Source organism: Pelomonas sp. CA6, assembly GCF_022549225.1.
Classification (GTDB): domain Bacteria; phylum Pseudomonadota; class Gammaproteobacteria; order Burkholderiales; family Burkholderiaceae_C; genus Roseateles.
Genome location: NZ_JAKZFD010000004.1, coordinates 97706 through 124014, shown reverse-complemented (window position 1 = coordinate 124014; position 26309 = coordinate 97706). Strand labels below are relative to the sequence as shown.

Here is a 26309-nt window from a genome sequence, read left to right as displayed (position 1 = left end):
CGGCGCCCTCAGACCGGCGTGTCGACGTAGACCGGGAAGGCCTGTGCCAACGCCTCGACGCGGGCGCGCACCCGGGCCAAGGTGGCCGCGTCCGCGGGGTGGTCCAGCAGGTCGGCGATCAGATGGCCCACCTCGCGCGCCTGCGCCTCGCGGAAGCCGCGCGTGGTCATGGCCGGCGAGCCCAGGCGTATGCCGCTGGTGACCATGGGCTTCTCGGGGTCGTTGGGAATGGCGTTCTTGTTGACCGTGATGTGGGCCTGGCCGAGCAATGCCTCGGCGGCCTTGCCGGTGAAGCCCTTGGCGCGCAGGTCGACCAGCATCACATGGCTTTCGGTGCGGCCGCTGACGATGCGCAGTCCGCGTTCCACCAGGGTCTCGGCGAGCGCCTGCGCGTTCTTCAGCACCTGCTGCTGGTAAGCCTTGAACCCGGGTTGCAGCGCTTCGTGGAAGGCCACCGCCTTGGCGGCGATCACATGCATCAGCGGGCCGCCCTGCAGGCCAGGGAAGACGGCGCTGTTGATGGCCTTCTCGTGCTCCGGGCGCATCAGGATGATGCCGCCGCGCGGGCCACGCAGGCTCTTGTGCGTGGTGCTGGTGACGATGTCGGCATGCGGGATGGGATTGGGGTACAGGCCGGCGGCGATCAGTCCGGCGTAGTGCGCCATGTCCACCATCAGCAGGGCGCCGACGTCCTTGGCGACGCGCGCGAAGCGCTCGAAGTCGATGCGCAGCGCATAGGCCGAGGCGCCGGCGATGATGAGCTTGGGCCGGCACGCGTGGGCCTTGCGCTCCATCGCGTCGTAGTCGATTTCTTCCTGCGCGTTGAGGCCGTAGCTGACCACGTTGAACCACTTGCCGCTCATGTTCAGCGCCATGCCGTGGCTCAGGTGACCGCCTTCGGCGAGGTTCATGCCCATGAAGGTGTCGCCGGGTTTCATCAGCGCCATGAAGACCGCCTCGTTGGCCTGCGCGCCGGAGTGCGGCTGCACGTTCGCGGCCCAGCCGTGGCGGTCGGCGCCAAAGAGCTCACGCACGCGCGCCAGCGCCAGCAGCTCGGCCTGATCGACGTACTCGCAGCCGCCGTAGTAGCGCCGGCCGGGATACCCTTCCGCATACTTGTTGGTGAGCTGGCTGCCCTGGGCCGTCATCACGGCCGGCGAGGTGTAGTTCTCGCTGGCGATGAGTTCGATGTGCTGCTCCTGGCGCTGGTGCTCCTGTTGCACGACCTCCCATAAATCGGGGTCGACGGCCTTGAGCGAATGCGTGTGGGTGCTGAACATGGAGGGGTCCCGAGGTGGATCGCGAAGTGAGCGAATCTTCCGAGCGCAGCGCCTCCAGCGCTGATCCGATTGCGACGCACAACATGCCAATTACGACATCGCTCCCCACAACCACAACCACAACGCCGGCGCGGCCTGGCCACCACTCGAGGCGCGACGCGGCGGAGGGCGCCGTGGCGCCGCTGCGCGTGGGCTTTCTGCTCACACCGCGCTTCACGCTGACGGCCTTCGCCGGCTTCGCCGATGCGCTGCGCCTGGCCGCCGACGACCGCGACCGCAGCCGGCCGCGCCAGGCGCGCTGGGCGGTGCTGGATGCCAACGACGGGCCGGTGTCCTCCAGCTGTGGGGTGGCCGTGCTGCCCAATGCGCCGCTGGAGGCGCCGCGGGACTATGACTACCTCGTCGTGATCGGCGGCTTGCTGCATGGCGGCCAGCGGGTGCCGGCGCGCCTGAGTGCCTTTCTGCACGAAGCGGCCGCGGCGGGCGTCAAGCTCGTGGGCCTGTGTACCGGCTCCTTCGTGCTGGCGCGCGCGGGGCTGCTGGAGGGCCACCTGGCCTGCGTCAGCTGGTTTCATCGCGAGGAGTTCGCGGCCGAGTTCCCGGCCTGCCGCGTGGTCTCCAACCAGATGTTCGTCGTCGATCGAGACCGGCTGACCTGCGCCGGCGGCACCAGCGTGGTCCACCTCGCGGCCCACATCATCGAGCGCAGCCTGGGCCGCGCGAATGCGGTCAAGGCGCTGCGCATCATGATCGAGGAGCAGCCGCTGCCCTCGCGCACGCTGCAGCCCGAGCCGGTGATCTCGCTGCGCAGCACCGACAGCGTGGTGCACAAGGCCATGCTGCTGCTGGAGCAGCAGCTGCATGCGCCCAGCACGATTGACGAGCTGTGCGCGCCACTGGGCCTGGGCCGCCGCCAGCTGGAGCGGCGCTTTCAGCGCGACGTGGGCCTGAGCCCGGCCGAGTACCGCCAGCGCCTGCGCCTGGAGCGCGCGCGCTGGCTGCTGCAGCACACCGACCTGGAGGTGACCGAGATTGCGCTGGAATGCGGTTTCCAGAGCAGCGCCAATTTCGCGCGGGTGGTGCGCCGGGCGCTGGGGCAGAGCCCGCGCGAGCTGCGCCAGCTCGGCCGGGGCGAGAAGCGCGAGCTGTCCGGCGCGGGGCAAACCGCTCCTAAAGGCACGTGACCCCTCAGGGTGGGCTCACAACACCTTGAATCGCGCCAGCGCCTCGGTGCTGCTCATGCCGGCCTCGATGGCCTGGCGCACCCGGTTCTCGCTGCCCACCTTGTCCAGCGCGCGGCGCAACACCTCGTCCTCGCAGGCGCGCGGCACGACGACAACGCCGTCCATGTCGCCGAACACCAGGTCGCCCGGGCGTATCCAGACCCCGCCCAGTTCGATCTCGCAGCGGAAGTCGACGATGCCGGTGCGCACCGCCGAGTCCTGGCCGAAGGCCCCGCGGCTGAACACCGGCCACTGCTGGGCCAGCACCATGGGCGTGTCGCGGTGATAGCCGTCGATCACCGCGCCGTTGGCGCCGCGCATGCGCGCGGTGACGGTCAGCAGCTCGCCCCAGTAGGCGGAGCGCATCAGGCCGCCGGCGCCGCCGGTCCCGCCAGCCTGACCGGCGCGGATGACGGCAAGACCCGCGGCACCCGCTTCGGTGCCCAGGTCGAGGTCTGGTTCTGACGCTTCGCGGACCGCGTGAGCGAGGCCGGTCCCCGCTTTGAGGGGGCCGGTCCCCGCGCGCTGCGGCATGCCGCGCGATCTGGGCCACCAGGCGCCGCGGACAGAGCCGGCCGAGTCGGGGTACAGCGCATGAGATCAAGCTGCGCAAGCAAGGCGTCCGGCTGGTCTATCAAATCAAGGACGTTCAGCGACGCTGTATCGCGTCCGTTGACCTGCAGATTTGAGCGGCCGCGCTACAGCGGCGCCGGATTCATGACATCGGGCGTGCAGTTCTCTTTCACGATTGCGGCGGGGTTGCCAGCGACAACCGAATAGGCGGGCACACTTTCTGTGACGAATGCCCCCCCGGCGACTCTGCTACCACGGCCAATCGTCACGCCCCCGACGATTATTGCGTTCGGACCGACCCATACGTCATCTTCGATGACTGGGTATTCAGTCAGGCGGGTCCCATCGGGCGCGATGCGATCTCGTTGTCCGAGAGTAACCCCGTGAAATAGCGTTACGTTTCTACCGATGACAGCGCCTTGATTGACGACAAGCCCCCATCCGTGCGTGAGGGCAAGTCCTCCTCCTATCTTCGTCTGCCACGAAAAATCCATCGCTGCGGAATGTGTGGCGATGCGATGCATCACTTTCAAGGGGAGAAGCATGAATCGGTAAGCCCCGCGGCGAGTCGCCACAGCTTGGCAAAGACGCATCGTAACGACGGGGCGAAAAGTCCGACGTAAGACCATACCCTTTACAACGTGCCCCCAGCTGAATTTGCCATATTGCCGATATGTGTCTGCTTTTAGTTCATCCCATTTCATGTCTCTTGCCGCCTTGGTTGTTATAGAGAATGGTTCGGGTGGCGATTGGGGCACATGGCTCTGTGCGGCCCTCCCTTTGTTAGAGGGGTATTTTATCATGCCATGATGGATTTGAATTTTGGGTATATCTGGACTGGGGTGGATATGGCGGAAATTAGGCGGAAAGGCGGGGAGCGCTAAGCAAGAAGTTCGGCATCCAGATGGCATGTACATCGGGAACTGATCCGCATTGAATAAATTGAGACACGCTGAGCGTTAGTCTTTCGGCGGTTCGGCCCCTACACGGACGCGACCAACCCCTGCCAGGGGGTCAAGGGTTTCAAGGAAGTCGGGCGCGACCGCTACGTGAGCGACGACGAATTCCGGGCGGTGTGGGAGAAGGCGGACCAGACCCTGCGCGACGCGATGGACCTGGCTCTGTTGACCGGCCAGCGGCCAGCCGATGTGCTGAAGACCAAGCGCGAGGACTTGCGCGACGGCGCGCTGTGGATCGTGCAGAACAAGACCAAGGCCAAGCGCGCCATCGAGATCACCGGCGAGCTGGCCGCGCTGATCGAGCGCATCGGGGCCAGACCGCGCGAGCGCCTGAGCGCCTGGCTGATTCAGGATGATGACGGCAAGCCGCTGGGCACCTTCGGCCTGCGCTCACGCTTCGACAAGGCGCGGCGCGCGGCCGGCGTGGAGTTCCAGTTTCGGGACATTCGGGCCAAGGCGGCAACCGACACGGGCGACTTGGCGCATTCGCAGAAGCTGCTCGGCCATCGGAATCGCGAAATGACCGAGCACTACGTCAGAACACGCATCGGTGAGCGGGTTAGACCATTGCGCTAGCCAACGGAAAGCCCGCCTGGGCCGTCATACCTGGCGTTCCTGATCGCAAATACTTCAGAGTTCGTCGTCAGATCCAACGCACTCAGGGCGAACCTGACGTCAGGACGAAGTGAGCGACTCACTACAGCGATACCAGATATTCGAGTTGGTATCCGATCGTTCTGCGCCAGTTGCTCGATGACGCGTCGGATCATGGCCCCAAATCCGGGCTCAGCAATTGACGCCCCGAGGACAAGGACACCTCCGCCGTCTTGCGTAATCTGACCGCGTGTCGCCCGAAGCTTCTCCTCAACGATACGGGCGAGCCGGTCTTCACTCGGCATCGTCACAGGCCACTGCAGTTCCGCCGGAGCCTTGACTTCGATGCTGTGCCTGCGATCTGCATCCAAGTTGATGAACATGTCCGGACTCCTGCCGCCGCCAGCTCTCGGCTCTCCAAAACCAATCCGATTTCCGGCCTCGGCCAAATAGCTCGCCGCGATCAACTGCGCCATGGAGTGATTGAACTCAGACAGCAGCGCCGCACGAATGGCGGGAAACCGTTCGTGGTGCTGCCAACGCGGCAGCAGGCCCAGCAGGGTATGCAGCGTCGCCAACGCGACTCCATCCACCGTATCAAGGTCAAGCGCCCTGGCAGCGACGCATTGCTGAAGCCAGGCTAACGCCCAAGCCGGAGGGCACTCGATGAATCGCTGGTTACCTCTCTGCATAGCGTTTCTGACACGGCGCATACAGCTCTGGAAACCGTCCAACGTCTCGCCCAGCGTCACTTCAAGCGCGGCGAGCCCTTCGGGACTAATTTCCAATGGGCTGGCTGCTGGGGGGGCACCAATCCCGCTCTCCCTAGTAACCCTTGCGATTTCTTGAGCGGGCGCGAGGACAACCGCGCGACCCCTTTGATCGACGGTACCTGCTATACGAAAGCGACCTGCGTCTCCCAACGAAACAACGCTGAAAGGCAAAGGTTCGCCGGCTGGCCATTGGGGTGTCCGAGTAATCCGCTGACAGCGAAAGCACTCTAGGTCCACTGCTGCGAAGAGCCTTGGAATGTACCCATCAATAAGGATGTGTCCGCAACCGACGCATGCGAGAGCTCCGTCGCCGGCCCCTCTAAACATGGGCGCCTCGCTTCCCTGCACGATGGTCGGCCAGTTCGCTTCAGTCACCAACGCAATGCCCCCCCCAGGTGGCTCGAACGCGGATTTGTAGATGGTCGCGAAGATTGTAGAAAAGCCCCGGACAGTCGAACTGCGCGGGGCTCTCTGTAAGTGCTTGTGGGCACTCGGGAATTCTGGTGGCCAAGGGCGGAATCGAACCACCGACACGCGGATTTTCAATCCGCTGCTCTACCAACTGAGCTACTTGGCCTTGTTCTGTCTGCCGCCGCGACCCTCTTGCGAGGCGCGTCGATCAGCGAAGACAGAGACTATAACACTAAATTCCGCTGTTGCGCTTGTTGCGCGAAAGATCCACACCCAGCTGCTTCAGCTTGCGGTACAGGTGGGTGCGCTCCAGGCCGGTCTTCTCGGCCACGCGGGTCATGGAGCCGTTCTCCTTGGCCAGGTGGAACTCGAAGTAGCTCTTCTCGAAAGCGTCGCGCGCCTCGCGCAGCGGGCGGTCGAGTTCGAACAGCTGCTCGGAGGCCAGGCCCTGGCTGGGCAGGGTGGCGCTGGGCAGGTTGCCCATGAGGGCGGGGCTGTGGCCGCCGCTCATCACCGGCATCGCGGCAACCCCGGCGCCCACGCCGGGATCGAGCCGGGTGTAGGTGGGCAGGCCCACGGGCGCGGCGGCGGCCGGCAGCGGGCGCGGCGCCGTCTTCACCAGCGCCTGCTCCACGGCGCGCAACAGCTTCTGCAGCGTGATGGGCTTTTCCAGGAAGGCCATGGCACCGAACTTGGTGGCCTCCACCGCGGTGTCTATGGTGCCGTGGCCGCTCATCATGATGACCGGCATGGTCAGCTGGCCGTTGCTGCCCCATTCCTTGAGCAGCGTGACGCCGTCCACGTCGGGCATCCAGATGTCCAGCAGCACCAGATCGGGGCGCATGCGCTCGCGATAGGCGCGCGCCTGCTGGGCGTTTTCCGCCAGCTCGATGGTGTGGCCCTCGTCGGAGAGGATTTCTGACAGCAGGGCACGGATGCCCAGTTCGTCGTCTACAACAAGAATGGTTGCCATGTATGCCTACTGTTCACACGGGCTGCGGCTTCGTGTCCTGCAGAGGGCCCGGTGCAGTCGCGAGTTTTGAAAATGATAACGAAACTTGTGCGCCTGTCGGCGTGCCTGAGGGTTGGTCCTCGGTTCCCAGGTTGGCGAGCCGGATGCGCGCCCCATGTTCGTCGGCGATCTTTTTGACCACCGCCAGGCCCAGGCCGGTGCCCTTGGTCTTGGTGGTCACATAGGGTTCGAAGGCGCGCTTGAGCACGCTTTCGGCAAAGCCGGGGCCGTTGTCGGTGATGACCAGGCGCAGCGCGCGCAGCTCGCCGGCGTCGTTGAGCGCCTTCTGGGTGCGCACCAGCACATGGCCGTCGGGCCGGTCGGTGACGGCGTCCAGCGCGTTCTGGACCAGGTTGTGGATGACCTGGCGCAGCTGGGTGGCGTCGCCCAGGATGGCGGGCGGCTCGGTGGTCAGCTCGGCGCGCAGATGGCCGGACTCCTGTGCCGGGATGTACAGCGCCAGCACCTCGTTGACCAGGGCGTTGAGGTCCAGCGGGTCCAGCTTGGCGGCGGGCAGGCGGGCGTAGTCGCGGAACTCGTTGACCAGCTGCTTCATCGCCTGCACCTGGTTCACGATGGTGCCGACCGAGCGCACCAGCATGGACTGGTCGGCGCCTTCCAGCTTGGCTTCCAGTTTGTGCTGCAGCCGCTCGGCGGAGAGCTGGATGGGGGTCAGCGGGTTCTTGATCTCGTGGGCCAGGCGGCGCGCGACCTCGCTCCAGGCGGCGGAGCGCTGCGCCGACACCACCTCGGTGATGTCGTCGAACACCATCAGCCGTGCGTCCTGGGGCAGCGCCGCGCCGCGCACCAGCAGGGTCAGCGCGTTGCTGGGGTCCAGCGGCAGTTCGAAGGACTCCTGCCAGTGGTCGCGCTCGCCGGCCTCGGGGCTTTGCAGCTCGAAGCGCTGCCAGACGGCGCGGGCGAAGTCCTGCAGCTCGGGCACCTCGTCCAGGCGGCGGCCGACATAGGCCGACAGCGGCAGCTTGAGGATGCGCGTGGCGCCGGGGTTGACGGTCTCGATGCGGCGCTGCGCGTCGAACACGATGACGCCGGCGGTCAGGTTGTCCAGGATGGTCTGCAGGTGGGTGCGTGCGCTCTCCAGCTGGGTCAGGCTGCGGTCCACCAGGCTGCGAGCGTCGGACAGCTGCTGGGTCATGTCCGCGAAGGAGCGTGTCAGGCCGCCCAGTTCGTCGCGCGAGCGGAACACGGGCTTGGCGGTGAGGTCGCCCTGCGCCACCTGGCGCACGCCGTCGGCGAGCAGCAGCAGCGGGCGCGCGAGCTGGTTGCCCAGCGCCACGGCGAGCAGGAAGGCGGCGAACACGGCGAGCACCAGCACCAGGGTCAGCGTGCCCAGGTACATGCGGCGCAGCCCGTCGCGCTCCAGCGCGCGCGCCTGGTACTCGACGTTGGCGGTCTGCACCGCCAGCGCGTTGGCGACCACGCTGCTGGGCAGGCGCTGCACCACCATCAGATAGCGGTCGGAACTGCCCAGCTGCAGCTCCAGCGAAGGCAGCAGCGCCAGCGCGCGGATGCGCGCCTGGCCCTGCAGCGCCAGGTTCTCGTCCTCCAGGCCCTCCAGCTGGGTGGCCACGCCGGCGGTGCGCGCCTGGCGCAGCAGGCTGGCGGACGGCCGGTCGGGCGTCAGCGCGTTCGGCTCGCCGCCCACGCTGGTGAGCACCTGGCCGTTGCTGCCGACCACGGCCACGGTGCGCGCCGAAAGCTGGTCGCGCAGCCGCTCCAGCGCCAGTGGCGAGGTGCCGGTCTCGGTCCAGCGGTCGGCGGCGCCACGGGTGCGGTTGCCCAGGTCGTTGACCAGGTTGTCCAGGGTGCCGCGGCCCAGGGTGAGGCCGGCGTCCAGCGCGCTGGCCAGGCGCTGGTCGAACCAGTTCTCGATGCTGCGGTTCACGAACTGGTAGGACACGGTGTAGATCAGCAGGCCGGGCACCAGCCCCACCATGCCGAAGATGCCGGCCAGCTTGAGCAGCAGCCGGCTGCCGAAGCGGCCGTGCTTGAGTCGCAGCACCAGGCGCACGCCGGCCGCGACGATCACCACGGTGAGCAGCGTCGCCACCGCGACGTTGAGCCAGAACAGCCAGTCGTAATGGCGCTCGAAGAAGCCGCGCTGCGCGGTGGTGCTGACCGACAGCAGGAAGGCCAGGACCGCGCTGGCGCCGGAAATGGCGAACAGCGAGGCCAGCCAGGCCAGGCGCGCGCCCTTGCTCACAGCATGACTCTCATGGCGTGGTCTTGACCGCGGCGGCTTCCAGGTTCAGGGTCAGGCTGCGCTCGATCGCGAGGTTCCAGCCATGCGGCAGCCCGAGGCCGATCTGCATGGGCTTGGGCAGCTGGCTGGAGTCCAGCCGGTAGCTGAATTCCAGGTAGTAGCGGCCGTCGTCCTCCAGGTCGCGGGCCTCGGCGATGCGCCAGCCCGACAGCCCGCGCAGCGAGGCCACGGCCTCGGGCAGGCTTTCATAGCTCTGGTGCAGGCCGCCGGTGGAGACGCGGTATTGGCGTGTCAGCGGCTGCCAGCTCAGGCGCCAGCTGCGCGAGGCGCGTGCCACGCGGGCGTCGCGCCAGTACCAGCGACTGCGGTAGACCGAGACCTCGGCGGTGAAATAGATGGGCACGCCCTTGGACAGCGCGTCTTCCACCGTGCGCGGCAGCTCGAAGCGGGTGCTGAAGCCCAGGTTGAGCCCGCCGTCCTCGGCGCGCTCACTGTCCAGGTGCAGCAGCTGGATGCCCTGGGCGGGCGCCATTCCTGCCCACAGGCCCAGCAGCAGCGCCAGCCACAGCGGCGCACGGCGCAGCGCGGCGAACAGGCGCTGCGGCAGGGTGGGCAGGGCGTAGGGGGTGGACACGGACGGGGTCAGGCCTTGTGCAGCAGGGCGTAATAAAAGCCGTCCAGCGCCGGGACGGACGATGGCCCATTGTCGGCCAGCGGCAGGAGGTGGCCGGTGCAGCCCGGCAGCTCCAGGCGTTTGGCGTCGGCGTGGCGTTGCAAAAACGCGTCGGTCTGGTGCTCGCCCTCGTCTTTGAAGACCGAGCAGGTGGCGTAGACCAGGCGACCGCCCGGCTTGAGCAAGAGCCACAGCGCGTCCAGCAGCCGCGCCTGGGTGCGCGCCAGCGCGGCGATGTCGCTGTCACGGCGCAGCCAGCGCACGTCGGGGTGGCGGCGCACGATGCCCGAGGCGCTGCAGGGCGCGTCCAGCAGGATGGCGTCGAAGGGGCGCCCATCCCACCAGGCGGCGGTGTCGCCGGCATCGGCGGCACGGACCTGGGCGTCCAGGCGCAGCCGCGCAAGGTTCTCGCGCACCCGTTGCAGCCGCTTCTCGTCGGCGTCCAGCGCCAGCAGATCGAGCCGGTTGCCCGCCAATTCCTGCAGATGGGCGGTTTTGCCGCCGGGTGCGGCACAGGCGTCCAGCACGCGGGCGCCGGCCGGCAGCATCGGCCAGGGAGTGCCGGGGCCGCCGATCAGCAGCGGCGCGGCGAGCTGCGCCGCGGCGTCCTGCACCGAGGCGGCGCCGCTGGCGAAGTCCGGCAGCTCCTGCACCGGCACCGGATGGTCCAGCACCAGGGCCTGGTCCAGCAGTGGCAGCGGGGGCGCCTGGGAGGGCAGCCCTTGCGCGGCCAGACGGGCCTGGTAGTCGGCGCGGCGGTCGTGGCCGGCGGTGGGCTCCGATGCGGGGCCCAGGCGGTTGACGCGCAGCGTCATCGGCGCGCGTTCGTTGTTGGCCGCGAGCAGCGCGGGGGCGAGTTCACCCCAGTCCCGCCGCAGCATGTCCACCCACCAGGACGGATGGTTGTACAGCGCCACCGGGTCCTGCCGCAGCTCGGCCAGCAGCGCCTGCTGCTCGCGCAGGAAGCGGCGCAGCACCGCGTTGACGAAGGCGCTGCTCGGCGCGGCGCGCTCGCGCACCGCCGCCACCGCCTGGTTCACCACCGTGTGCGGGGCATAGGCGGGGGCATCCTCGGGCCACAGCAGCGCCAGCGCGCACAGCAGCAGGTTGTCCACCGCCGGCGGCGGATTGCGTGGCGCGAGGCGGCGGCGCAGTGCTTGCGCGGCGCCGAGCCGGCGCAGCACGGTGAAGCTCAGGGCCTGGACCCCGGGGCGCAGCTCGCCCGGGCATTGCGCCAGCCATTCGGTCAGCGAGCGGCCGGCGCGCACCGCCTGCACCGCCTGGGCGGTCTGTAGCAACAGGCGCGCCAGCGACGGGGCGCGGGCCGGGGCGAGGGGGGATGGGGAAGCGGACACGGGCCGCAGTGTATCGGGGTGTCCGCGCGGCGGTCGGCGCCACTGCGGACGCTGGCCCCCCGCGATGCAAGGACATCCCTTTGCCAGGACAATGCCGCGGTCAGAACCGCAGGACCACCATGAACGAAGGCTCACCCATCCTGAGCGAGGCGGAACTGGCCGCGCTGCCGGCCTCGGAACGCATCCGCTATCGCCTGGTCAATGCGCGCCAGCGCCATCACGCCAATGACAACATCTCCGAACACATCGCGGCGGGCGAGCTGGACGAACTGCAGGCCGAGGTGCAGGCCAAGATGCAGGAGGTGCTGCGCGCGCTGGTGATCGACACCGAGGGCGATCACAACACCCAGGAAACCGCCAAGCGCGTCGCCAAGATGTTCGTGCGCGAGGTGTTCCGCGGGCGCTACGAGGCCGCGCCGCCGGTCACCGACTTCCCCAATGTCGAGCGCCTGAACGAGCTGATGATCGTCGGCCCCATCACGGTGCGCAGCGCCTGCTCGCACCATCTTTGCCCCATCATCGGCAAGGTGTGGATCGGCCTGCTGCCCAACGAGCACTCCAACCTGATCGGCCTGTCCAAGTATGCGCGGCTGACCGACTGGGTGATGAGCCGTCCGCAGATCCAGGAGGAGGCCGTGACCATGCTCGCCAACGAGCTGCAGCGCCGCGTCCAGCCCGATGGCCTGGCCCTCGTGATGGATGCCGACCATTTCTGCATGCATTGGCGCGGCGTCAAGGACATGGACTCGACCATGATCAACAGTGTGATGCGCGGTGCCTTCCTGAAGGATGCCAACCTGCGCCGCGAGTTCCTGTCTCTGATCCGCAAGACCTGACCCCGGGCCTGCACCCACAAGGAGTTCCTGATGCTCGTCCGCCTTGTCTATGCCAGCCGCGCGACGCGCGCCCTCGGCGCCGCCGACCTGGCCGCCATCCTGCGCCAGTCGCGGGAGCACAACCATGCCGAAGGCATTACCGGCCTGCTCTGCTTCAGCGAAGGGCAGTTCATCCAGGTGCTGGAAGGCGGACGCGACGCCGTCAACGCGCGCTACAAATACATCATGGGCGACGAGCGCCACGGGGATCTGGTGCTGCTCAGCTACGACGAGATCCAGGAACGCCGCTTCGCCGGCTGGACCATGGGGCAGGTCAATCTGCAGCGCCTCAATCCCGCGCTGGTGCTGAAGTACAGCAGCAGCCAGCGCCTGGACCCTTATGCGATGAGCGGGCGCGCGCTGACCGCGTTGTTCGAGGAGCTGCTCAGCTCCGGCGCGATCGAGTGCGGTTGAGCGTGTGCCGCGCCGCGCCGGCCCTCACAGGCTGCGCGCCTCGCTGAAGCCGAAGAAGCTGGTCAGCACGCGGGTGGGGAACTGGCCCACCGCCTCGTTGTACTGCGCCACCGCCTTGTTGAAGACCTGGCGCGAGAAGGCGCGCTGGCGCTCCACCATCTTCAGCTCATCCACCAGCGGCGCCACCTCGGGGTCGGTGGCCAGTTCCAGGTGGTGTTCCACCAGCGACATCAGCCGCGTCACCGCCGCCGCATGCACGGCGGTTGCGACGGCCAGCTGCGCCACCGGGTCGGCCGCATAGGGGCGCGGCCGTGCCGCGCGTGCCGCCGCCAGTGCGTCGGCCTGGGCCGAATCCAGCGTGTCGAAAGTGGCCTGCTCGCTGGCCATGCGCGGGCGCAGCAGCGCGAGCAGCTTCTCGCAGGCCGCGGCGCGCTGCACCAGGGCCTCGTCCAACTGCGCATAGGCTTTGGCGATCGCGTTGCGCAGGCCCATCACACGGTTGTAGGCGCCTATGCCCCAGAACACGAGCAGGGCGACAAGGATCCAGGCGGACCAGGTCCATGGCGTCATGGGTGGGGGGCGCGGGCGGCGAGGTATTCGGCGTGGCCGCGGGCGCGCAGTTCGCACGCGGGGCAGCTGCCGCAGCCATAGCCCCAGGGGTGGCGCAGGGTGCGCTCGCCCAGGTAGCAGGTGTGGGTGTGTTCCTCAATCAGCGCGTTCAGCGCGGCGCCGCCCAGCTGCTCGGTGAGGGCCCAGGTCTGCGCCTTGGTCAGGAACATCAGCGGCGTTTCCAGCGTCATGGGCGTGTCCAGCCCCAGGCTCAGCGCCACCTGCAGCGCCTTCAGCGTGTTGTCGCGGCAGTCGGGATAGCCGGAGAAGTCGGTCTCGCACATGCCGCCCACCAGCACCGAGGCGCCACGCCGGTAGGCCAGGGTCGCGGCAAAAGTCAGGAACAGCAGGTTGCGGCCGGGCACGAAGGTGTTGGGCAGGCCGTTGGCCTGAAGCTCGATCGCGCGCGCCTGGGTCAGCGCGGTGTCGGAGATCTGGCCCAGCAGCGCGAGGTCCAGCAGGTGGTCCTCGCCCAGGCGCGCCGCCCATTGGGGGAAGCGCGCGGCGAGTTCGCGCCGCACCTCGGCACGGCAGTCCAGCTCCACGCGATGGCGCTGGCCGTAGTCGAAGCCCAGGGTCTCGACTTCGGCATAGCGTTGCAGCGCCCAGGCCAGGCAGGCGGTCGAATCCTGCCCGCCGGAAAACAGCACCAGGGCCTTGCGGGCCGTGGCGGCGTGGGGAGAGGCGGTGGTCGTGGGGGCGGACATGGGCGGAGCGGGCGGCGAGGTCAGGGCGCAAGTGTGCCAGGGCCTGCATGCTACCGTTGCCCCTCCCTGCAATCCCGGAGAGTCCGCGATGACCCTGAGTTCCCGCCCCTGCATCCTGGCCGCGCTGGCGCTGGCCTGCATTCCGCTCCAGGCCCAGTCGCAGGACGCGGGCAGCCGCATCGAACAGGTGCTGCTGTTCCCCGGTGGCGCGCAGGTGGAGCGCGTGCAGCGCGTGCCAGCGGGCGCCGCGCAGGCGCGCTTTGCCTGCCTGTCCGAGCATCTGGAGCGCGATTCGCTGCAGGTCCAGGCCGGCCCCGGCGTGGCCCTGGGCGAGCTGCAGATCCTGCAACTGCCGCGCGAACAGCTGCCCGAATGCCAGCGCCGCGATCCGCGCCTGCGCGAGCTGGAGGCGCAACGTGCCGCCGCCGAGGCCGAACTGGGCGCACTGGACCTGGCACTGGGCGCGCTGAAGGGCTGGAGCAGCACCGAGCCGCGCGGCGCCGTGGCGGGGCTGCCGGCGCTGCTGGAGTCGGTGCGCCGCCAGGGGCAGGAAGCCCTGGTCCGGCAGCAGGGCGTGAAGCAGCGCATCGAGGACCTGGACCGCCAGCTGCGCGCGCTGCGCGACGAGGGTGAGCGCGCCGAGGGGCAGGTCAGCGTGGTGCAGCTGCGCCTGTCGGCCCCGCAGGGCACCGAACTGCGCCTGAGCTACCGCGTGCGCCAGGCCGGCTGGCAGCCGCAGTACCGCGCCCATCTGGACAGCGCGGCGGCGCAGCTGCAGCTGGAGCGCCTGGCCGAGATCGCGCAGTCCAGCGGCGAGGACTGGTCCGAGGTTCGCCTGCGCCTGTCCACCGTGCAGCCGCGCCAGGCGGTGTCGCCGGGCGCCCTGGCACCCTGGCGCCTGGACCTGCGCGACCCGCGCAGCGAAGCGGCGCCCGCCTACGCGATGGCCGCGGCACCGGCGCCGGCCGCCGCGCTCGCCAAGGTGGAAGTGACCGGCTCGCGCGTCTTCGAGCCAGCGGTCTTTGTCGGCGAGTTCGCCACCGAATACGAGCTGGCCGGCCGCGTGAGCCTGCGCGGCAATGGCCGGCCGCTGGTGGTGGCGCTGGGCCGCGTGCAGCCGGCGGTGACGCTGGCCTCGCGCGTGCTGCCGCAGCGCGATGCGCGCGCCTACCTGGTGGCCGAGCTGGCGCGGCCCGAGGGCAGCTGGCCGGCCGGCCCCCTGCAGCTCTATCGCGACGGCAGCCTGGTGGGGCAGTCGCGGCTGCAGTTCAGTGGCGATGCGGTGCAGGACCTGTTCTTTGGCGTCGACGAGCGGCTGCGCGTCCGCGTCGAGCCCGAGCAGCGCGAGGGCGCCGACACCGGCTTTGTCGGCAGCCGCCGCGAGCAGCGTCTGCGCCGCGCCTGGGTGGTGGAAAACCTGCGCGACAAGCCCATCGCGCTGCAGGTGCTGGAGGCCGCGCCGGTGGCGCAGCACGACGACATCAAGCTGCAGCGCCGCTTCTCGCCCACGCCCTCGCAGGCGAACTGGCGCGAACAGCCGGGGCTGCAGCTGTGGTCGCTGCAGCTGGCGCCGCGCCAGTCCCAGCGCTTCGAGGCCGACTACACGGTCAGCAGCCCCAAGGACGCGGTCATGAGCGGCTGGCGCTGATTGCGCAAGCCCGGTCAGGCCGGCGGCGTGGCCGCAGGGCACAGTGGCGTCACGATGAACGACCGCATGAATGCCCCCCATGCCGCCGAAGGCGCGCCGCCCGAGCGTGCCGCGCGCGCCCGTTGGCGCGAGCGCCTGGCGCGGGTCCTGCGCGAGGTGGATGCGCGGCCCGACGCGGCGCATTCGCTGGCCACGCTGGCCGCGCTGGCGCACAGCTCGCCCTGCCACTTCCATCGCCAGTTCAGCGCCTGGTGCGGACTGCCGCTGGCGCGCTATGTGCAGCTCTCGCGGCTGCGGCGTGCCGTGCTGCAGCTGCTGCACCGGCCTCGGTTGCGTGTGCTGGACGTGGCGCTGGGCAGCGGGTACGAGAGTGGCGAGGCCTTCGCGCGTGCCGTTCGTCGCGAGCTGGGCCTCTCACCGTCGGCGCTGCGGCGCGAGCCGCTGCGGCTGGCCGCCTGCGCGGGCTGGGCGGCCTTGGAGCGTCAACTGAACGATGCGGAGCACGCCACCATGAACGACAGCCTTTTCCAGATCGACGCCGTCCGGCGCGTCCACCTGCCTGACATCCCCGTGGCCTTGCGGGTGCATCGTGGGCCGCCGGCGCAACTGGCCGCGTCGCTGGGCGACTTCATCGCCTGGCGGCGCGAGCGGCGCCTCAGCCCCGAGCGTGCCGCCACCTACAACCTGCTCTACGACGACCCCGAGGCCGTGGCGCCGCAGGACTTTCGCTTCGGGCTGGCGGTGGCCTATGACGGCGCGGTCGAGCCCAATCCCCAGGGCCTGCAGGCCGCGGTGATCCCCGGCGGCCCGCATGCGGTGCTGCGCGTGGTCGGGCCGGACGCGATGCTGGAGCGGGCCCTACGCTGGATGTACGGCCACTGGCTGCCCGCCAGCGGCTGTGAACTCGTGGACCGGCCCGCCTGGCTGCAACGCCTGACCCTCTTTCCGGATGTGCCGGCGCAGCAGGGGGAGTTGTTGCTGCACCTGCCGCTGGCGGGCTGAAGCCGCTGGGGGCGCGGGCGGCCGGGGCACTTTCTTCGTGGGGCCCGGCAGGAGCGTCACCAACGAAGAGGGCCTGTATGCGATTGGACCGAGGCCTGCGCCGGGCACCGAGAGGTGGCCCGACGACCACCCGGGCCACGCCAACGCTCAGGCCTTGAGTCGCTCGCCGGGCCTCATGCCAGCGATCCCGACGATGTTTGCGGCGTATTTCGGGCCGAGTGCCGGGCCGCCCCAAGCCGGCCCATCGGGAGATGAAGGCGGGGCATGCCCTGCCTTCGTCTCCGCCCCCTCGGGGGGCGGCCCAGCGCACCCGCTGGGCCGGGGGCACCACCTTATTGACGAACTTCCCCCTGCCCCAGCACCACCCACTTCATCGACGTCAGCCCCTCCAGCCCGACCGGACCGCGGGCGTGGAATTTGTCGGTGCTGATGCCGATCTCGGCGCCCAGGCCGTACTCGAAGCCGTCGGCGAAGCGGGTGCTGGCGTTGACCATCACGCTGGCCGAGTCGACTTCGCGCAGGAAGCGCATGGCGTGGGGATGGTGGGTGGTCAGGATGGCGTCGGTGTGGTGCGAGCCGTAGCGGTTGATGTGGGCGATGGCCTCGTCCAGGCTGTCCACCACCTTGATGCTGATGACGGGCGCCAGGTATTCGGTGGACCAGTCCTCTTCGGTGGCGGGCTGCAGCCGGGCGCCGGGCAGCGGACCCAGCAGCGCCAGGCTGCGCGGGCAGGCGCGCATCTCCACGCCCTTGGCGGCGAAGACGGCGCCGATGCGCGGCAGGAAGGCGGCCGCCTGCGCCGCATGCACCAGCAGCGATTCGGTGGCGTTGCAGGGGCTGTACTTCTGCGTCTTGGCGTTGTCCACCACGGCCAGCGCCTGCTCGAGGTCGACCTGCTCGTCGACATAGCTGTGGCAGTTGCCGTCCAGGTGCTTGATCACCGGCACGCGGGCCTCGCGGCTGATGCGCTCGATCAGGCCCTTGCCGCCGCGCGGGATGATGACGTCGACATGCTCCGGCATCGCGATCAGCAGGCCCACCGCGGCGCGGTCGGTCGTGGGGATGAGCTGCACCGCGGTGTCGGGCAGGCCGGCCTCGCGCAGGCTGTCGGCCACCAGCGCGGCCAGCGCCAGGTTGGTGTGCAGCGCCTCGGAGCCGCCGCGCAGGATGCAGGCGTTGCCGCTCTTGATCGCGAGCGACGCGGCCTCGATGGTCACGTTGGGCCGACTCTCGTAAATCATGCCGAACACGCCCAGCGGCACGCGCATCTGGCCCACGCTGATGCCGGTGGGACGGCGCTTGACGCCGGTGATCTCGCCGATGGGGTCGGGCATCGCGGCGATCTGCTCGCAACCCTCGGCGACGGTGGCGATGACCTGGGGCGTCAGGCGCAGACGGTCCACCAGCGGCGCTTCCAGACCGGCGGCCACCGCGGCCCGCAGGTCGCGTTCGTTGGCGGCGGCCAGCGCGGGGCCGGCCTCGCGCAGGCGGCGCGCCAGCGCCCGCAGCGCGGCGTTCTTCGCGGCGGTGGACGCGGCGGCCATCAGCGTGGATGCGGCGCGGGCCTGGCGGCCGATGCGCTGCATCAGCGCGCCCAGCTCGGGGTCGACGGCGGGGCGGGTCTGGTCGGGGGAAGACGTGCTCATGCCGCCATTCTGAACGATGGCGCGCGCCGGGCCCGGGGATCAGGCCGGCGGTGTCGCTTCAGCGCTCCAGCGCTACTCCCACACCTCCACCGGCGCGCGCGGGAAGTCCTTCAGCTGCGGCAGCAGCTTGGCCTTGTCGCCGACGGCCACCACCACCAGCCGTGCCGGATCGACATGGCGCAGCAGGGCCTGGTGCGCCTGCGCGGCATTGACCGCGGCAAAGCGCGCCGGCAGCCGGGCGATGGAGTCCAGCGGCTTGCCCAGGGCCCATTCGGTGGCGTAGCTGCTGGCGACGACGCGGTTGGTGTCGAACAGCCCCGGCAGCGCCAGCAGCTGGGCATTGCGCACGCGCTCCAGCTCGGACTTGCCCATGGGCGCCGCGCGCATGCCGCGGATCTCCTGGAACATGTCCTTCAGCGCGGCGGCGGTGACCTCGGTGCGCACGCTGCCGCGGATGCCGAACTGGCCGCTGCCGCGGTCCATCGCGAAGGCCGAGTAGATGCCATAGGTGTAGCCCTTGACCTCGCGCAGCTGGTGGTTGATGCGCGAGGTGAACAGGCCGCCCATCGCGGCATTGCCCACCTTCAGGGCGATCTCGTCGGGCGCGCCGGCCTGCGGGCCGGGCGCGACCACGGCCAGCGCGGTCTGCGGCGCGCCGGGCTTGTCCACCAGCACCAGGCGGGCGGCCGTGGGCTGCGGCGGTGCGCTGCTGGGCTGCGGCGCCGGCGTGTCCGGCCGGACCCAGGGGGCGAACAGCGGTTCGACCAGGCGCTGGAGTTCGTCACGCGTGAGGTCGCCGGCCACGACCAGTGCGGCCTGGTCGGGGCGGTAGTGGGCCTGCCAGAAGCTCCGCAGCGCCGCGCTGTCGGTCGCGCGGATCGAGGCCTCGTCGCCCAGCGCGCTCTGGCCCAGCACATGGTCGGCGCCGTAGACGGCGCGGTTGCCCATCAGGCCGGCCAGCTGCGCCGGCTGCTCGCGCTGCTGCGCCAGCGCAGCCAGGCGCGAGGCCTGCAGCCGGGCCACCTCGGCGGCATCGAAGGCGGGGTTCAGTGCCAGGTCGGCCAGCAGTGCCAGTCCCTTGCCGAAATGGGTCTTGAGGCTGCTGAACTCCAGGCGCGCCTCGTCGCGGCCGGCCGCGCTGCCCACGCTGCTGCCCAGTAGCGCCGCCTCGTCGGCGATCTGCTGCGCGCTGCGGGTGCGCGTGCCCTGCTGCAGCATGGCGGCCGTGAAGGAGGCCAGTCCGGGATGCTTGGGCGGATTGGCGGTCTGGCCGGCGCGCAGCACCAGGCTGGCGCTGACCAGCGGCAGGCCCGGGCGCGCCACGTGGATCACGGTCAGGCCGTTGGCGAGCTGGAAGCGCTCGCCTTCGGGCAGGCGCAGCGTCGGCGCGCGGCCGGCCTTGGGCTGGGTCTTGCGCCACGGCGCTTCGGCGTTGAGCGACTCGCGCTCGCCCTTGCCGGCCCGGGTGGGCATGGGCGGGGTCGGCACCTCGGGCGCCAGCTTCTGTTCGCCCTTGAGCGCATGCACGACCACGCGCGCGTCCTTGCCCAGCTGGGCGGCGACGGCGGCACGGATCTGCTCCGGCGTGACGGCCTGGTAGCGCGCCAGGTCCTGGCCCACATAGCCCGGATCGCCGGCCTGCTGGTTGTAGTAGTTCATCAGGTCGGCGAGCTGGCCGACCTTCTCCATGCGCGACAGCAGCGCGGTCTCGACCGTGGTGCGGGCGCGCTGCAGCTCTTCGGCGCTGGGTGCTTGCTGCGCCAGGCGGGCCAGTTCGGCGTCGACCAGGGCCTCGATCTCGTCCAGCGACTTGCCGGGCCGGGCGACGATTTCGATGCTGAACACCGAGCCCAGCGACTGCGAGTACTGCTGCACCGCGACCGACTGCGCCAGCTGCTTCTCGTACACCAGGGTCTTGTAGAGCCTGCTGGCCTTGCCGCCGCCCAGAATGTGGGCGGCCATGTCCAGCTCGGCGTCGCCGGCCTGGAAAACCGCCGGCGTGTGCCAGGCCAGGTTCAGGCGCGGCAGCTCGATGCGGTCGGTCACGACCAGGCGCTTCTCCTGCGTGATGCGCGGCTGGGCCACCTGCACCGGCGGCACCGGGTCGCCGGCCTTCAGCGGGCCGAAGTATTTCTCGACCAGTGCCTTGGCCTCGGCCGGGTCGAAGTCGCCGGCCAGCACCAGCGTGGCATTGTTGGGGCGGTAGTAGCGCCGCGCGAAGGCCTTCACGTCGGCCAGGCGGATGGACTGGATGTCCTCGTGCGAGCCGATCACCAGCGCGTGATAGGGATGGTCCTTGGGGAAGAGCGCCTGGAACACGGCCTCGTCGACGATGCCATAGGGGCGGTTCTCCACCGACTGGCGGCGCTCGTTGCGCACCACGTCCTGCTGGTTGGCCAGTGCCACCGAATCGACCTCGTCGATCATGTAGCCCAGCATGTCGGACTTCAGCCACAGGCCCAGCGCCAGCTGGTTGGACGGCAGGGTGAAGAAGTAGTTGGTGCGGTCGAAGTCGGTCGTGCCGTTGGAATCGGTGCCCCCGGCGGCATCGACGATTTTGTCCATCTGCCCGCGCGGGATGTGCTTGGTGCCGGCGAACATCAGGTGCTCGAACAGGTGGGCGAAGCCGGTCTGGCCTTTGGCCTCGTTGCGCGGGCCCGCGTGGACCCACAGGTTGAAGGCCACCAGCGGCAGGCGGTGGTCTTCGACCAGGATGAGCTCGAAGCCATTGGCCAGGCGCAGCTTCTCGTGGCGCACGGCCAGCCGGCCGTCCTGTGTGCTGACGGCGCCCTGTGCGGCGGCCTGGACGGCCTGCGGCAGGCTCAGCGCGAGGGTGGGGGCCAGGGCCGCAGCCTGGATCACGGCGCGGCGGCGCAGCTGGGGAGCGGGGATGTCACGCATACGGGCAGCTCTCGGAATGCACGGTGGCGAAGCGACGCACCTTACTGCGACCGACGCCTCGCCACAAGTGGCAAAGGGCGGGCCCCGAACAAGGACGAAGGCGGGGATGAGGCCCCCGTGGGGGGCGTGCTCAGAGCGGCCGCTGCATCAGCAACTGGTGCAGCGGCTGGGGCGCGAAGCCCAGGTCGCGCAAGACCTGACCCCCGAGGTCCAGGCGCTGCAACTGCGGCACGCGCAGGCTGCGCTGCGGATGGTCGGCGGCCAGGGCCAGGACCAGCGCGCGGGCATCGGCCTCGCAGCCGGGCGGCGCGATCAGGCTGGCGATCGCCACGCTGTGCGCGTCGGGCAGGGTGTAGGCCAGTTGCGCGCCGCCGCGGCGCAGCGCCCGCAGGCCCTGGGCGTGGCGCAGCGAAGCGCGCGTGACCTGCAGCGGCAGCCCGGCCAGGCGGGCCTCGGCCCGCTCCAGCCAGTCCAGCGCCGCGTCCGCGTCCACCGCGTCGACGCCGTCGGGCGCCGGGCCGGCCGTGAGCGTGCCGGCTTCGGCCAGATAGCCGTGCAGCGCATGCAGGGTCTGGAAGCCCCGCCCCTCATAGAGCCGCAGCGCGCGCTCGTTCTGCGCGAAGACCTCCAGCTCCACGGCGGCGGCGCCGGCGGCCGCGGCGCGGGCGATGACGTCGTCCAACAGGGCCGGTGCCGCGCCGCTGCCGCGAGCCTCGGGAAGCGCACCCATGGTGGCCAGGCGCCAACGTCCGGTGCGCGGCGCGACCCACGCAAAGGCCAGCGGCTGGCCCCTCGCGTCCAGCGCCACGCGGCTGAGCGCCAGGTCCACGCCCTGGCGGCCCAGGAAGACCGGCCACTGCGCCAGGTCCAGCGTGAAGGGCCCGATCAGGTAATCGGCAAAGGCCGCGCGGAAGGCGGCATGCAGCTGCGACGGCGCGAGGGTGGCGGCGACGGCGAATCGAAAAGCGCTCATGGCCGGGCAGTATGCCGGCGCGCGGCGCGGGTGACCGAGGACATGGCGGCCCGAGCCAGCCCCGCGCGCCTCAGCGTCCGCCGCAAGGGGACGCGGCGCCCTCTTGGGCGGGGCGGCAACAGCCGGCACCGGTCGCCACGGAGCCCGCCATCGGCGCGGCGGCCGGAACGCCGTTGTCCACGCCTGGCGCGGTCGTGGCGGCCCGAGCCTCCTTGCGCTCGCTGTAGCGGTCGAGCAGGTAGGCGCCCAGGTCGCGCGTCAGCAGCGTGAACTTGAACAGCTCCTCCATCACGTCGACGACGCGGTCGTAGTAAGCGGAAGGCTTCATGCGCCCCTCGTCGTCGAACTCCGCGTAGGCCTTGGCGACCGAGGACTGGTTGGGGATGGTGAGCATGCGCATCCAGCGTCCCAGCACGCGCATCTGGTTCACCGCGTTGAAGCTCTGCGATCCGCCGCAGACCTGCATCACGGCCAAGGTCTTGCCCTGGGTCGGACGGATGGCGCCCTCGGACAGGGGGATCCAGTCGATCTGCGACTTCATCACTCCCGTCATCGCACCATGGCGCTCCGGCGAGCACCACACCATGCCCTCGGCCCAGGCCGCCAACTGGCGCAGCTCGCGCACCTTGGGGTGGGTGTCGGCCGCGTCGTCCGGAAGCGGCAGGCCGGACGGGTCGAAGATCCGCACCTCGCCGCCCATGGCCTCCAGCAGGCGCGCCGCCTCGAAGGTCAGCAGGCGACTGTAGGATCGCGGGCGCAGCGAGCCATAAAGCAACAGGAAACGCGGCCGGTGCGTCGACGCCTGGCGCGCCGTCAATCGGGCGAGGTCCGGCACGTCGAAGAGCTCCGGCTGCAGCGCAGGAAAGGTGGGTTCCAGTTCAGGCACGTGAGGCTCCTTGTTCATACCAGCCCTGCGAGCGGTTGACGAGGGCGACCACCGCCAGCATCACTGGCACCTCGATCAGCACGCCCACCACCGTGGCGAGGGCGGCGCCGGACTGAAAGCCGAACAGGCTGATCGCGGTGGCCACGGCCAGCTCGAAGAAGTTGCTCGCGCCGATCAGGGCCGAGGGGCCGGCGACGCAGTGGCGCACGCCCAGCCGACGGTTGAGCACGTAGGCCAGCCCCGAGTTCAGGACCACCTGGATCAGGATGGGCACGGCCAGCAGGCCGATGACCAGGGGCTGGCGCAGGATCTGGTCGCCCTGGAAGGCGAACAGCAGCACCAGGGTCAGCAGCAGCGCGGCGATGGACAGCGGGCCGAGCCGGGCCGCGACCGCCTGGAAATGCGCGGTGCCGCGCCTGAGCAGCCGCCGGCGCCACAGCTGCGCCAGGATGACCGGCACGACGATGTACAGGCCGACCGAGCTCAGCAGCGTGTCCCAGGGCACGGTGATTGAGGACAGGCCCAGCAGCAGCGCGACGATGGGCGCGAAGGCGACGACCATGATGGCGTCGTTGAGCGCCACCTGCGAGAGCGTGAAATAGGGATCGCCCTTGCAGAGCTGGCTCCAGACGAAGACCATGGCCGTGCACGGTGCCGCGGCCAGCAGGATCAGTCCGGCGACATAGCTGTCGAGCTGGTCGGCCGGCAGCCATGGCGCGAACAGTTGGCGCACGAAGATCCAGCCCAGCAACGCCATCGAGAAGGGCTTCACTGCCCAGTTGATGAAGAGCGTGACGGCGATGCCTCTGACATGCGCCCTCACCTGGCCCAGCGCCGCGAAGTCGATCTTCAGCAGCATCGGCACGATCATCACCCAGATCAGCAAGCCCACCGGCAGGTTGACCCGCGCCAGCTCGAGCGCGGCAACCGCCCGGAACGCGGCGGGGAAGAGCTGCCCCAGCGCGACGCCTGCGACGATGCACAGCGTCACCCAGACGCTGAGATAGCGCTCGAAGAAACCGATCGCGGGCGGGGCAGGGCGCGCGGTGGAGTCGAGGGGGGTGGTGTTCATGAGGGAGGCTCAAGAAGCCGAGATCGCCTCCAGCGCGCGCTGGAGCTCGGCATCGCTCATGGAGGCCAGCGGCAGCAGCGCCAGCTGCAGCATGCGGTAGCCGATGGCCTGGCGGGTCAGCTCGAAGGCCTGGGGCCGGTCCGCCTCGGGCGCGGTGGACGGGTCGGCATAGCCCCAGTGGACCTGGACCGGGCTGCCCGGCCAGTAGGGGCAGGTTTCCGCGGCCGCGCTGTCGCAGACGGTGATGACGACGCGCATGCGCGGGGCGTCGTCCGCGACGAACTCGTCCCAGCTCTTGCTGCGGAAGTCGCGCGTGTCCAGGCCGGCGTCGCCGAGCGCCTGCAGCGCGTGGGGGTTGATCCGGCCGCTCGGCGCGCTGCCGGCGCTAAAGGCGCGGAGGTCCTTGCCCAGGCGGCGGGCCCAGTGGTTCAACATGCCCTCGCCCAGCACGCTGCGGGCCGAGTTGTGGGTACACAGGATGAGGACGTTGGTGGTCATGCGGGGATGGGTTGAGGGGGTCAGCAAGCGCAGGAGGCCGCCTGTGCCGGCACGGCACAGGCACTGCCCTGGCAGCAGTTGTCGGTGAGGTAGCCCAGCAGCGCGTTCATGCGCGCATAGGCGGCCCGGTAGACCAGGTGGCGGCCGGCGCGTTCCTGGGTCACGAGCCCCGCGGCGACCAGCTCCTTGAGGTGAAAGGACAGCGTGGCGGCGGGAACCCCCAGGCCTTCCTGGATGGCGCTCGGCGTCAGGCCGGCCTCGCCGACCACCACAAGAGCCCGGAACACCTGCAGTCGCAGGGGCTGGGCCAGTGCGCCCAGGGCGCGGACCACCTCGTTTTCTTCCATATTTCCATAATAGTCGAATTATGGAAATGAATGCAAGGATCAGCCTGAGGCCGGGGTGGGCAGGCTCAGCGTGAAGGTGAAGCGGCTGCCCTGGCCGGGCTGGGTCCGCACCTCGATCTCGCTGCCCATCAGGCGCACGAGCTGCTGGCTGATCGCCAAGCCCAGGCCGGTGCCGTCCTGGCGTCGCCGGCCTTCGGCCACCTGCTCGAAGGGCTGGAAGATGCGATCCAGCTGCTCCGCGGCGATGCCGATGCCGGTGTCCTGCACCGCGAAGCGCAGCAGGGCGAGGCCGGGTTCCTCATGGATCCGCTCCACGGCCAGCGTCACCTGGCCCATGTCGGTGAACTTGATGGCGTTGCTGAGCAGGTTCAGCAACACCTGGCGCAGGCGTTGGCCGTCGGCGCGCACCTGCGAGGGCAGGTCGGGCGCGAACTGCTGCTCGAAGCGCAGGCCTTTCTCGGTCGCGCGCAGACGCACCGAATCGCAGGCCATGTCCAGCAGCGCGCGCAGGTCCAGCTGGGTGGGAAACAGGCTGAGCTTGCCGGCCTCGATGCTGGCCACGTCCAGCAGATCGGTGATCAGCGCCAGCAGGTGGTCGCCGGAATCGCGGATCAGGCGCACGCGCGACTGTTGCTGGGCCTCCAGCCGGGGGTCCAGCTGTAGCAGCTGGGCAAAGCCCAGGATGGCGTTGAGCGGCGTGCGGAACTCGTGGCTCATCGCGGCCAGAAAGCGGCTCTTGGCCTGGCTGGCGGCTTCGGCGCGTTGCATGGCCTGGCTGAGCTCGGCGGTGCGTTCGGCCACCAGTTGCTCCAGTTCGCTGCGGTTGCGCGCCTCGCTGTCGCGCAGCTCCTGGGCCGAGGCCTTCAGGCGCAGGCTCATCGCGTTGAGCTGGCGCGTCAGCTGGCCGAGTTCGTCCTCGCGCTCGACCTCGATCTGCGCACCCAGCTCGCCATCGGCGACGCGGCCGGCCAGCCGGCTCAGGCGCAGCACCGGCCGTTCCACGAGGCGGCGCAGCAGCCAGTAGCTGCTGCACAGCGTGGCCAGCAGCGCCATCGCCAGCAGGCTGATGACCAGCTCGCGGGTGTCGGCCAGGCTTTGGTTGACCAGCGCGCGGGTGTAGGTCAGGCGGGCGCGGCCCAGCTCATGTCCGTCGCCCGTGCCGGCGCGATAGAGCAGCGCCACCTCGCGCGTCTGTGTCTGCGCGGCCGGCGTCGCGCGGCGGCGGCTGAACGAGACCCGGTCCAGCCCCGGCGCCTCCAGCTCGATGGACTGCACCTCGGGGTCGGCCATCACCGCGTCCAGCAAATCGGACAGCGAGGACAGGTCGAGGTTCCACACCGGCTCGGCAAAGCCGCGCGCCACCATCTGCGCCATGCGCTCCTGGCGCTGGTCCAGCGCCAGGTTCAGCGCGCGCTCGCTGCGCTGCACCCAGTACCAGCCGATCAGGCCCATCAGCAGCGCCGTGCTCAGGCTCAGGCCGGCCATCAGCCGTGTCTGAATGCTCCACGGGGGTCGCGACATCCCAAGCCTTTCTCTGCGGGCCAGTGGAGAAACAGTGTCCTCCAAAAAGGCGGGGCGCGGCTAGGCGGGATGGCACCGCCCCCCAAGTGGGGGCGGTGTGGCGAGGCCGCCGGGGCAAGACCTGGCCCCGGCG

General features: G+C 69.9%; 24 protein-coding genes and 1 tRNA gene. 6 read left to right on the top strand and 19 right to left on the bottom strand.

The genetic code is table 11. The features are described 5' to 3' along the window. Positions 1 to 8: 8 nt before the first annotated feature. Positions 9 to 1280: a serine hydroxymethyltransferase gene (gene glyA, locus LZ017_RS08610; RefSeq protein WP_241396205.1), complete on the bottom strand. Its 1272-nt coding sequence runs from the start codon at positions 1278 to 1280 to the stop codon at positions 9 to 11. A gap of 173 nt (positions 1281 to 1453) precedes the next feature. Here glyA and LZ017_RS08605 point away from each other — a divergent pair, with 173 nt between their 5' ends. Beyond that, on the top strand, positions 1454 to 2464 hold the full coding sequence (locus LZ017_RS08605; protein WP_241396204.1) for a GlxA family transcriptional regulator: 1011 nt from the start codon (positions 1454 to 1456) through the stop codon (positions 2462 to 2464). Between the two features lie 15 nt (positions 2465 to 2479). On the opposite strand, the gene LZ017_RS08600 is transcribed toward LZ017_RS08605, so the two are convergent. Continuing rightward, a complete protein-coding gene (locus LZ017_RS08600) occupies positions 2480 to 2869 on the bottom strand; it encodes an RraA family protein (RefSeq protein WP_241396203.1) in 390 nt (129 codons plus the stop codon). Positions 2870 to 3201: 332 nt separating this feature from the next. Beyond that, positions 3202 to 3780 carry a serine acetyltransferase gene (locus tag LZ017_RS08595; protein WP_241396202.1) on the bottom strand — a complete coding sequence of 193 codons (579 nt, stop codon included), beginning with the start codon at positions 3778 to 3780 and terminating at the stop codon, positions 3202 to 3204. 345 nt (positions 3781 to 4125) lie between these two features. Here LZ017_RS08595 and LZ017_RS08590 point away from each other — a divergent pair, with 345 nt between their 5' ends. Further along, positions 4126 to 4611 (top strand): tyrosine-type recombinase/integrase, encoded by a 486-nt coding sequence (locus LZ017_RS08590; protein ID WP_241396201.1) that lies wholly within the window; start codon positions 4126 to 4128, stop codon positions 4609 to 4611. Here LZ017_RS08590 and LZ017_RS08585 read toward each other — a convergent pair. The 6 genes from LZ017_RS08585 to rsmB form a co-directional block, all read right to left on the bottom strand. Further along, positions 4608 to 5207: a hypothetical protein gene (locus LZ017_RS08585; protein WP_241396200.1), complete on the bottom strand. Its 600-nt coding sequence runs from the start codon at positions 5205 to 5207 to the stop codon at positions 4608 to 4610. The two genes, LZ017_RS08590 and LZ017_RS08585, sit on opposite strands and share 4 nt — an antisense overlap. A gap of 696 nt (positions 5208 to 5903) precedes the next feature. Next, positions 5904 to 5979: transfer RNA gene (locus LZ017_RS08580), tRNA-Phe, on the bottom strand. 66 nt (positions 5980 to 6045) lie between these two features. Next, on the bottom strand, positions 6046 to 6786 hold the full coding sequence (locus LZ017_RS08575; protein ID WP_241396199.1) for a response regulator: 741 nt from the start codon (positions 6784 to 6786) through the stop codon (positions 6046 to 6048). 13 nt (positions 6787 to 6799) lie between these two features. After that, complete coding sequence (locus tag LZ017_RS08570) at positions 6800 to 9049, bottom strand: ATP-binding protein (protein WP_241396198.1); 2250 nt, start codon at positions 9047 to 9049, stop codon at positions 6800 to 6802. A gap of 10 nt (positions 9050 to 9059) precedes the next feature. Continuing rightward, positions 9060 to 9683: a DUF4390 domain-containing protein gene (locus LZ017_RS08565; protein WP_241396197.1), complete on the bottom strand. Its 624-nt coding sequence runs from the start codon at positions 9681 to 9683 to the stop codon at positions 9060 to 9062. A gap of 8 nt (positions 9684 to 9691) precedes the next feature. Further along, positions 9692 to 11077 (bottom strand): 16S rRNA (cytosine(967)-C(5))-methyltransferase RsmB, encoded by a 1386-nt coding sequence (gene rsmB / locus LZ017_RS08560; protein ID WP_374109900.1) that lies wholly within the window; start codon positions 11075 to 11077, stop codon positions 9692 to 9694. A 119-nt stretch (positions 11078 to 11196) separates the two neighbouring features. Here rsmB and folE point away from each other — a divergent pair, with 119 nt between their 5' ends. After that, the gene (gene folE / locus LZ017_RS08555; RefSeq protein WP_241396195.1) at positions 11197 to 11913 is read left to right on the top strand and encodes a GTP cyclohydrolase I; all 717 of its coding nucleotides are present in this window, start codon (positions 11197 to 11199) and stop codon (positions 11911 to 11913) included. Between the two features lie 30 nt (positions 11914 to 11943). Beyond that, entirely contained in the window at positions 11944 to 12366 is a 423-nt protein-coding gene (locus LZ017_RS08550) for a BLUF domain-containing protein (RefSeq protein ID WP_241396194.1), read from the top strand. 24 nt (positions 12367 to 12390) lie between these two features. On the opposite strand, the gene LZ017_RS08545 is transcribed toward LZ017_RS08550, so the two are convergent. After that, positions 12391 to 12936: a LemA family protein gene (locus LZ017_RS08545; RefSeq protein WP_241396193.1), complete on the bottom strand. Its 546-nt coding sequence runs from the start codon at positions 12934 to 12936 to the stop codon at positions 12391 to 12393. After that, the gene (queC, locus tag LZ017_RS08540) at positions 12933 to 13682 is read right to left on the bottom strand and encodes a 7-cyano-7-deazaguanine synthase QueC (protein ID WP_241396192.1); all 750 of its coding nucleotides are present in this window, start codon (positions 13680 to 13682) and stop codon (positions 12933 to 12935) included. Before queC ends, LZ017_RS08545 begins: the two co-directional genes overlap by 4 nt. Before the next feature lie 88 nt (positions 13683 to 13770). On the opposite strand from queC, the gene LZ017_RS08535 reads away from it, so the two are divergent. Together LZ017_RS08535 and LZ017_RS08530 are read left to right on the top strand one after the other, a co-directional pair. Continuing rightward, on the top strand, positions 13771 to 15330 hold the full coding sequence (locus tag LZ017_RS08535) for a mucoidy inhibitor MuiA family protein (RefSeq protein WP_241396191.1): 1560 nt from the start codon (positions 13771 to 13773) through the stop codon (positions 15328 to 15330). Positions 15331 to 15396: 66 nt separating this feature from the next. Beyond that, on the top strand, positions 15397 to 16332 hold the full coding sequence (locus tag LZ017_RS08530; RefSeq protein ID WP_241396190.1) for a GyrI-like domain-containing protein: 936 nt from the start codon (positions 15397 to 15399) through the stop codon (positions 16330 to 16332). A gap of 332 nt (positions 16333 to 16664) precedes the next feature. On the opposite strand, the gene LZ017_RS08525 is transcribed toward LZ017_RS08530, so the two are convergent. The 8 genes from LZ017_RS08525 to LZ017_RS08490 form a co-directional block, all read right to left on the bottom strand. After that, positions 16665 to 17918, bottom strand: a complete 1254-nt coding sequence (locus LZ017_RS08525) for a glutamate-5-semialdehyde dehydrogenase (RefSeq protein WP_374109903.1) — start codon at positions 17916 to 17918, stop codon at positions 16665 to 16667. 132 nt (positions 17919 to 18050) lie between these two features. Further along, the gene (locus LZ017_RS08520; RefSeq protein WP_241396188.1) at positions 18051 to 20879 is read right to left on the bottom strand and encodes a pitrilysin family protein; all 2829 of its coding nucleotides are present in this window, start codon (positions 20877 to 20879) and stop codon (positions 18051 to 18053) included. Between the two features lie 130 nt (positions 20880 to 21009). Beyond that, complete coding sequence (locus LZ017_RS08515; protein ID WP_241396187.1) at positions 21010 to 21852, bottom strand: N-acetyltransferase; 843 nt, start codon at positions 21850 to 21852, stop codon at positions 21010 to 21012. Between the two features lie 70 nt (positions 21853 to 21922). Beyond that, positions 21923 to 22756, bottom strand: a complete 834-nt coding sequence (gene arsH / locus LZ017_RS08510) for an arsenical resistance protein ArsH (RefSeq protein ID WP_277604607.1) — start codon at positions 22754 to 22756, stop codon at positions 21923 to 21925. Beyond that, on the bottom strand, positions 22731 to 23810 hold the full coding sequence (arsB, locus tag LZ017_RS08505; RefSeq protein ID WP_241396186.1) for an ACR3 family arsenite efflux transporter: 1080 nt from the start codon (positions 23808 to 23810) through the stop codon (positions 22731 to 22733). The genes arsH and arsB overlap by 26 nt, the downstream gene beginning before the upstream one ends. A 9-nt stretch (positions 23811 to 23819) precedes the next feature. Continuing rightward, entirely contained in the window at positions 23820 to 24308 is a 489-nt protein-coding gene (locus LZ017_RS08500; protein WP_241396185.1) for an arsenate reductase ArsC, read from the bottom strand. A 20-nt stretch (positions 24309 to 24328) separates the two neighbouring features. After that, positions 24329 to 24655, bottom strand: coding sequence for a metalloregulator ArsR/SmtB family transcription factor (locus tag LZ017_RS08495; RefSeq protein WP_241396184.1), 327 nt, complete (start codon positions 24653 to 24655; stop codon positions 24329 to 24331). Positions 24656 to 24694: 39 nt separating this feature from the next. Further along, the gene (locus LZ017_RS08490) at positions 24695 to 26176 is read right to left on the bottom strand and encodes an ATP-binding protein (protein ID WP_241396183.1); all 1482 of its coding nucleotides are present in this window, start codon (positions 26174 to 26176) and stop codon (positions 24695 to 24697) included. Positions 26177 to 26309 lie beyond the last annotated feature (133 nt).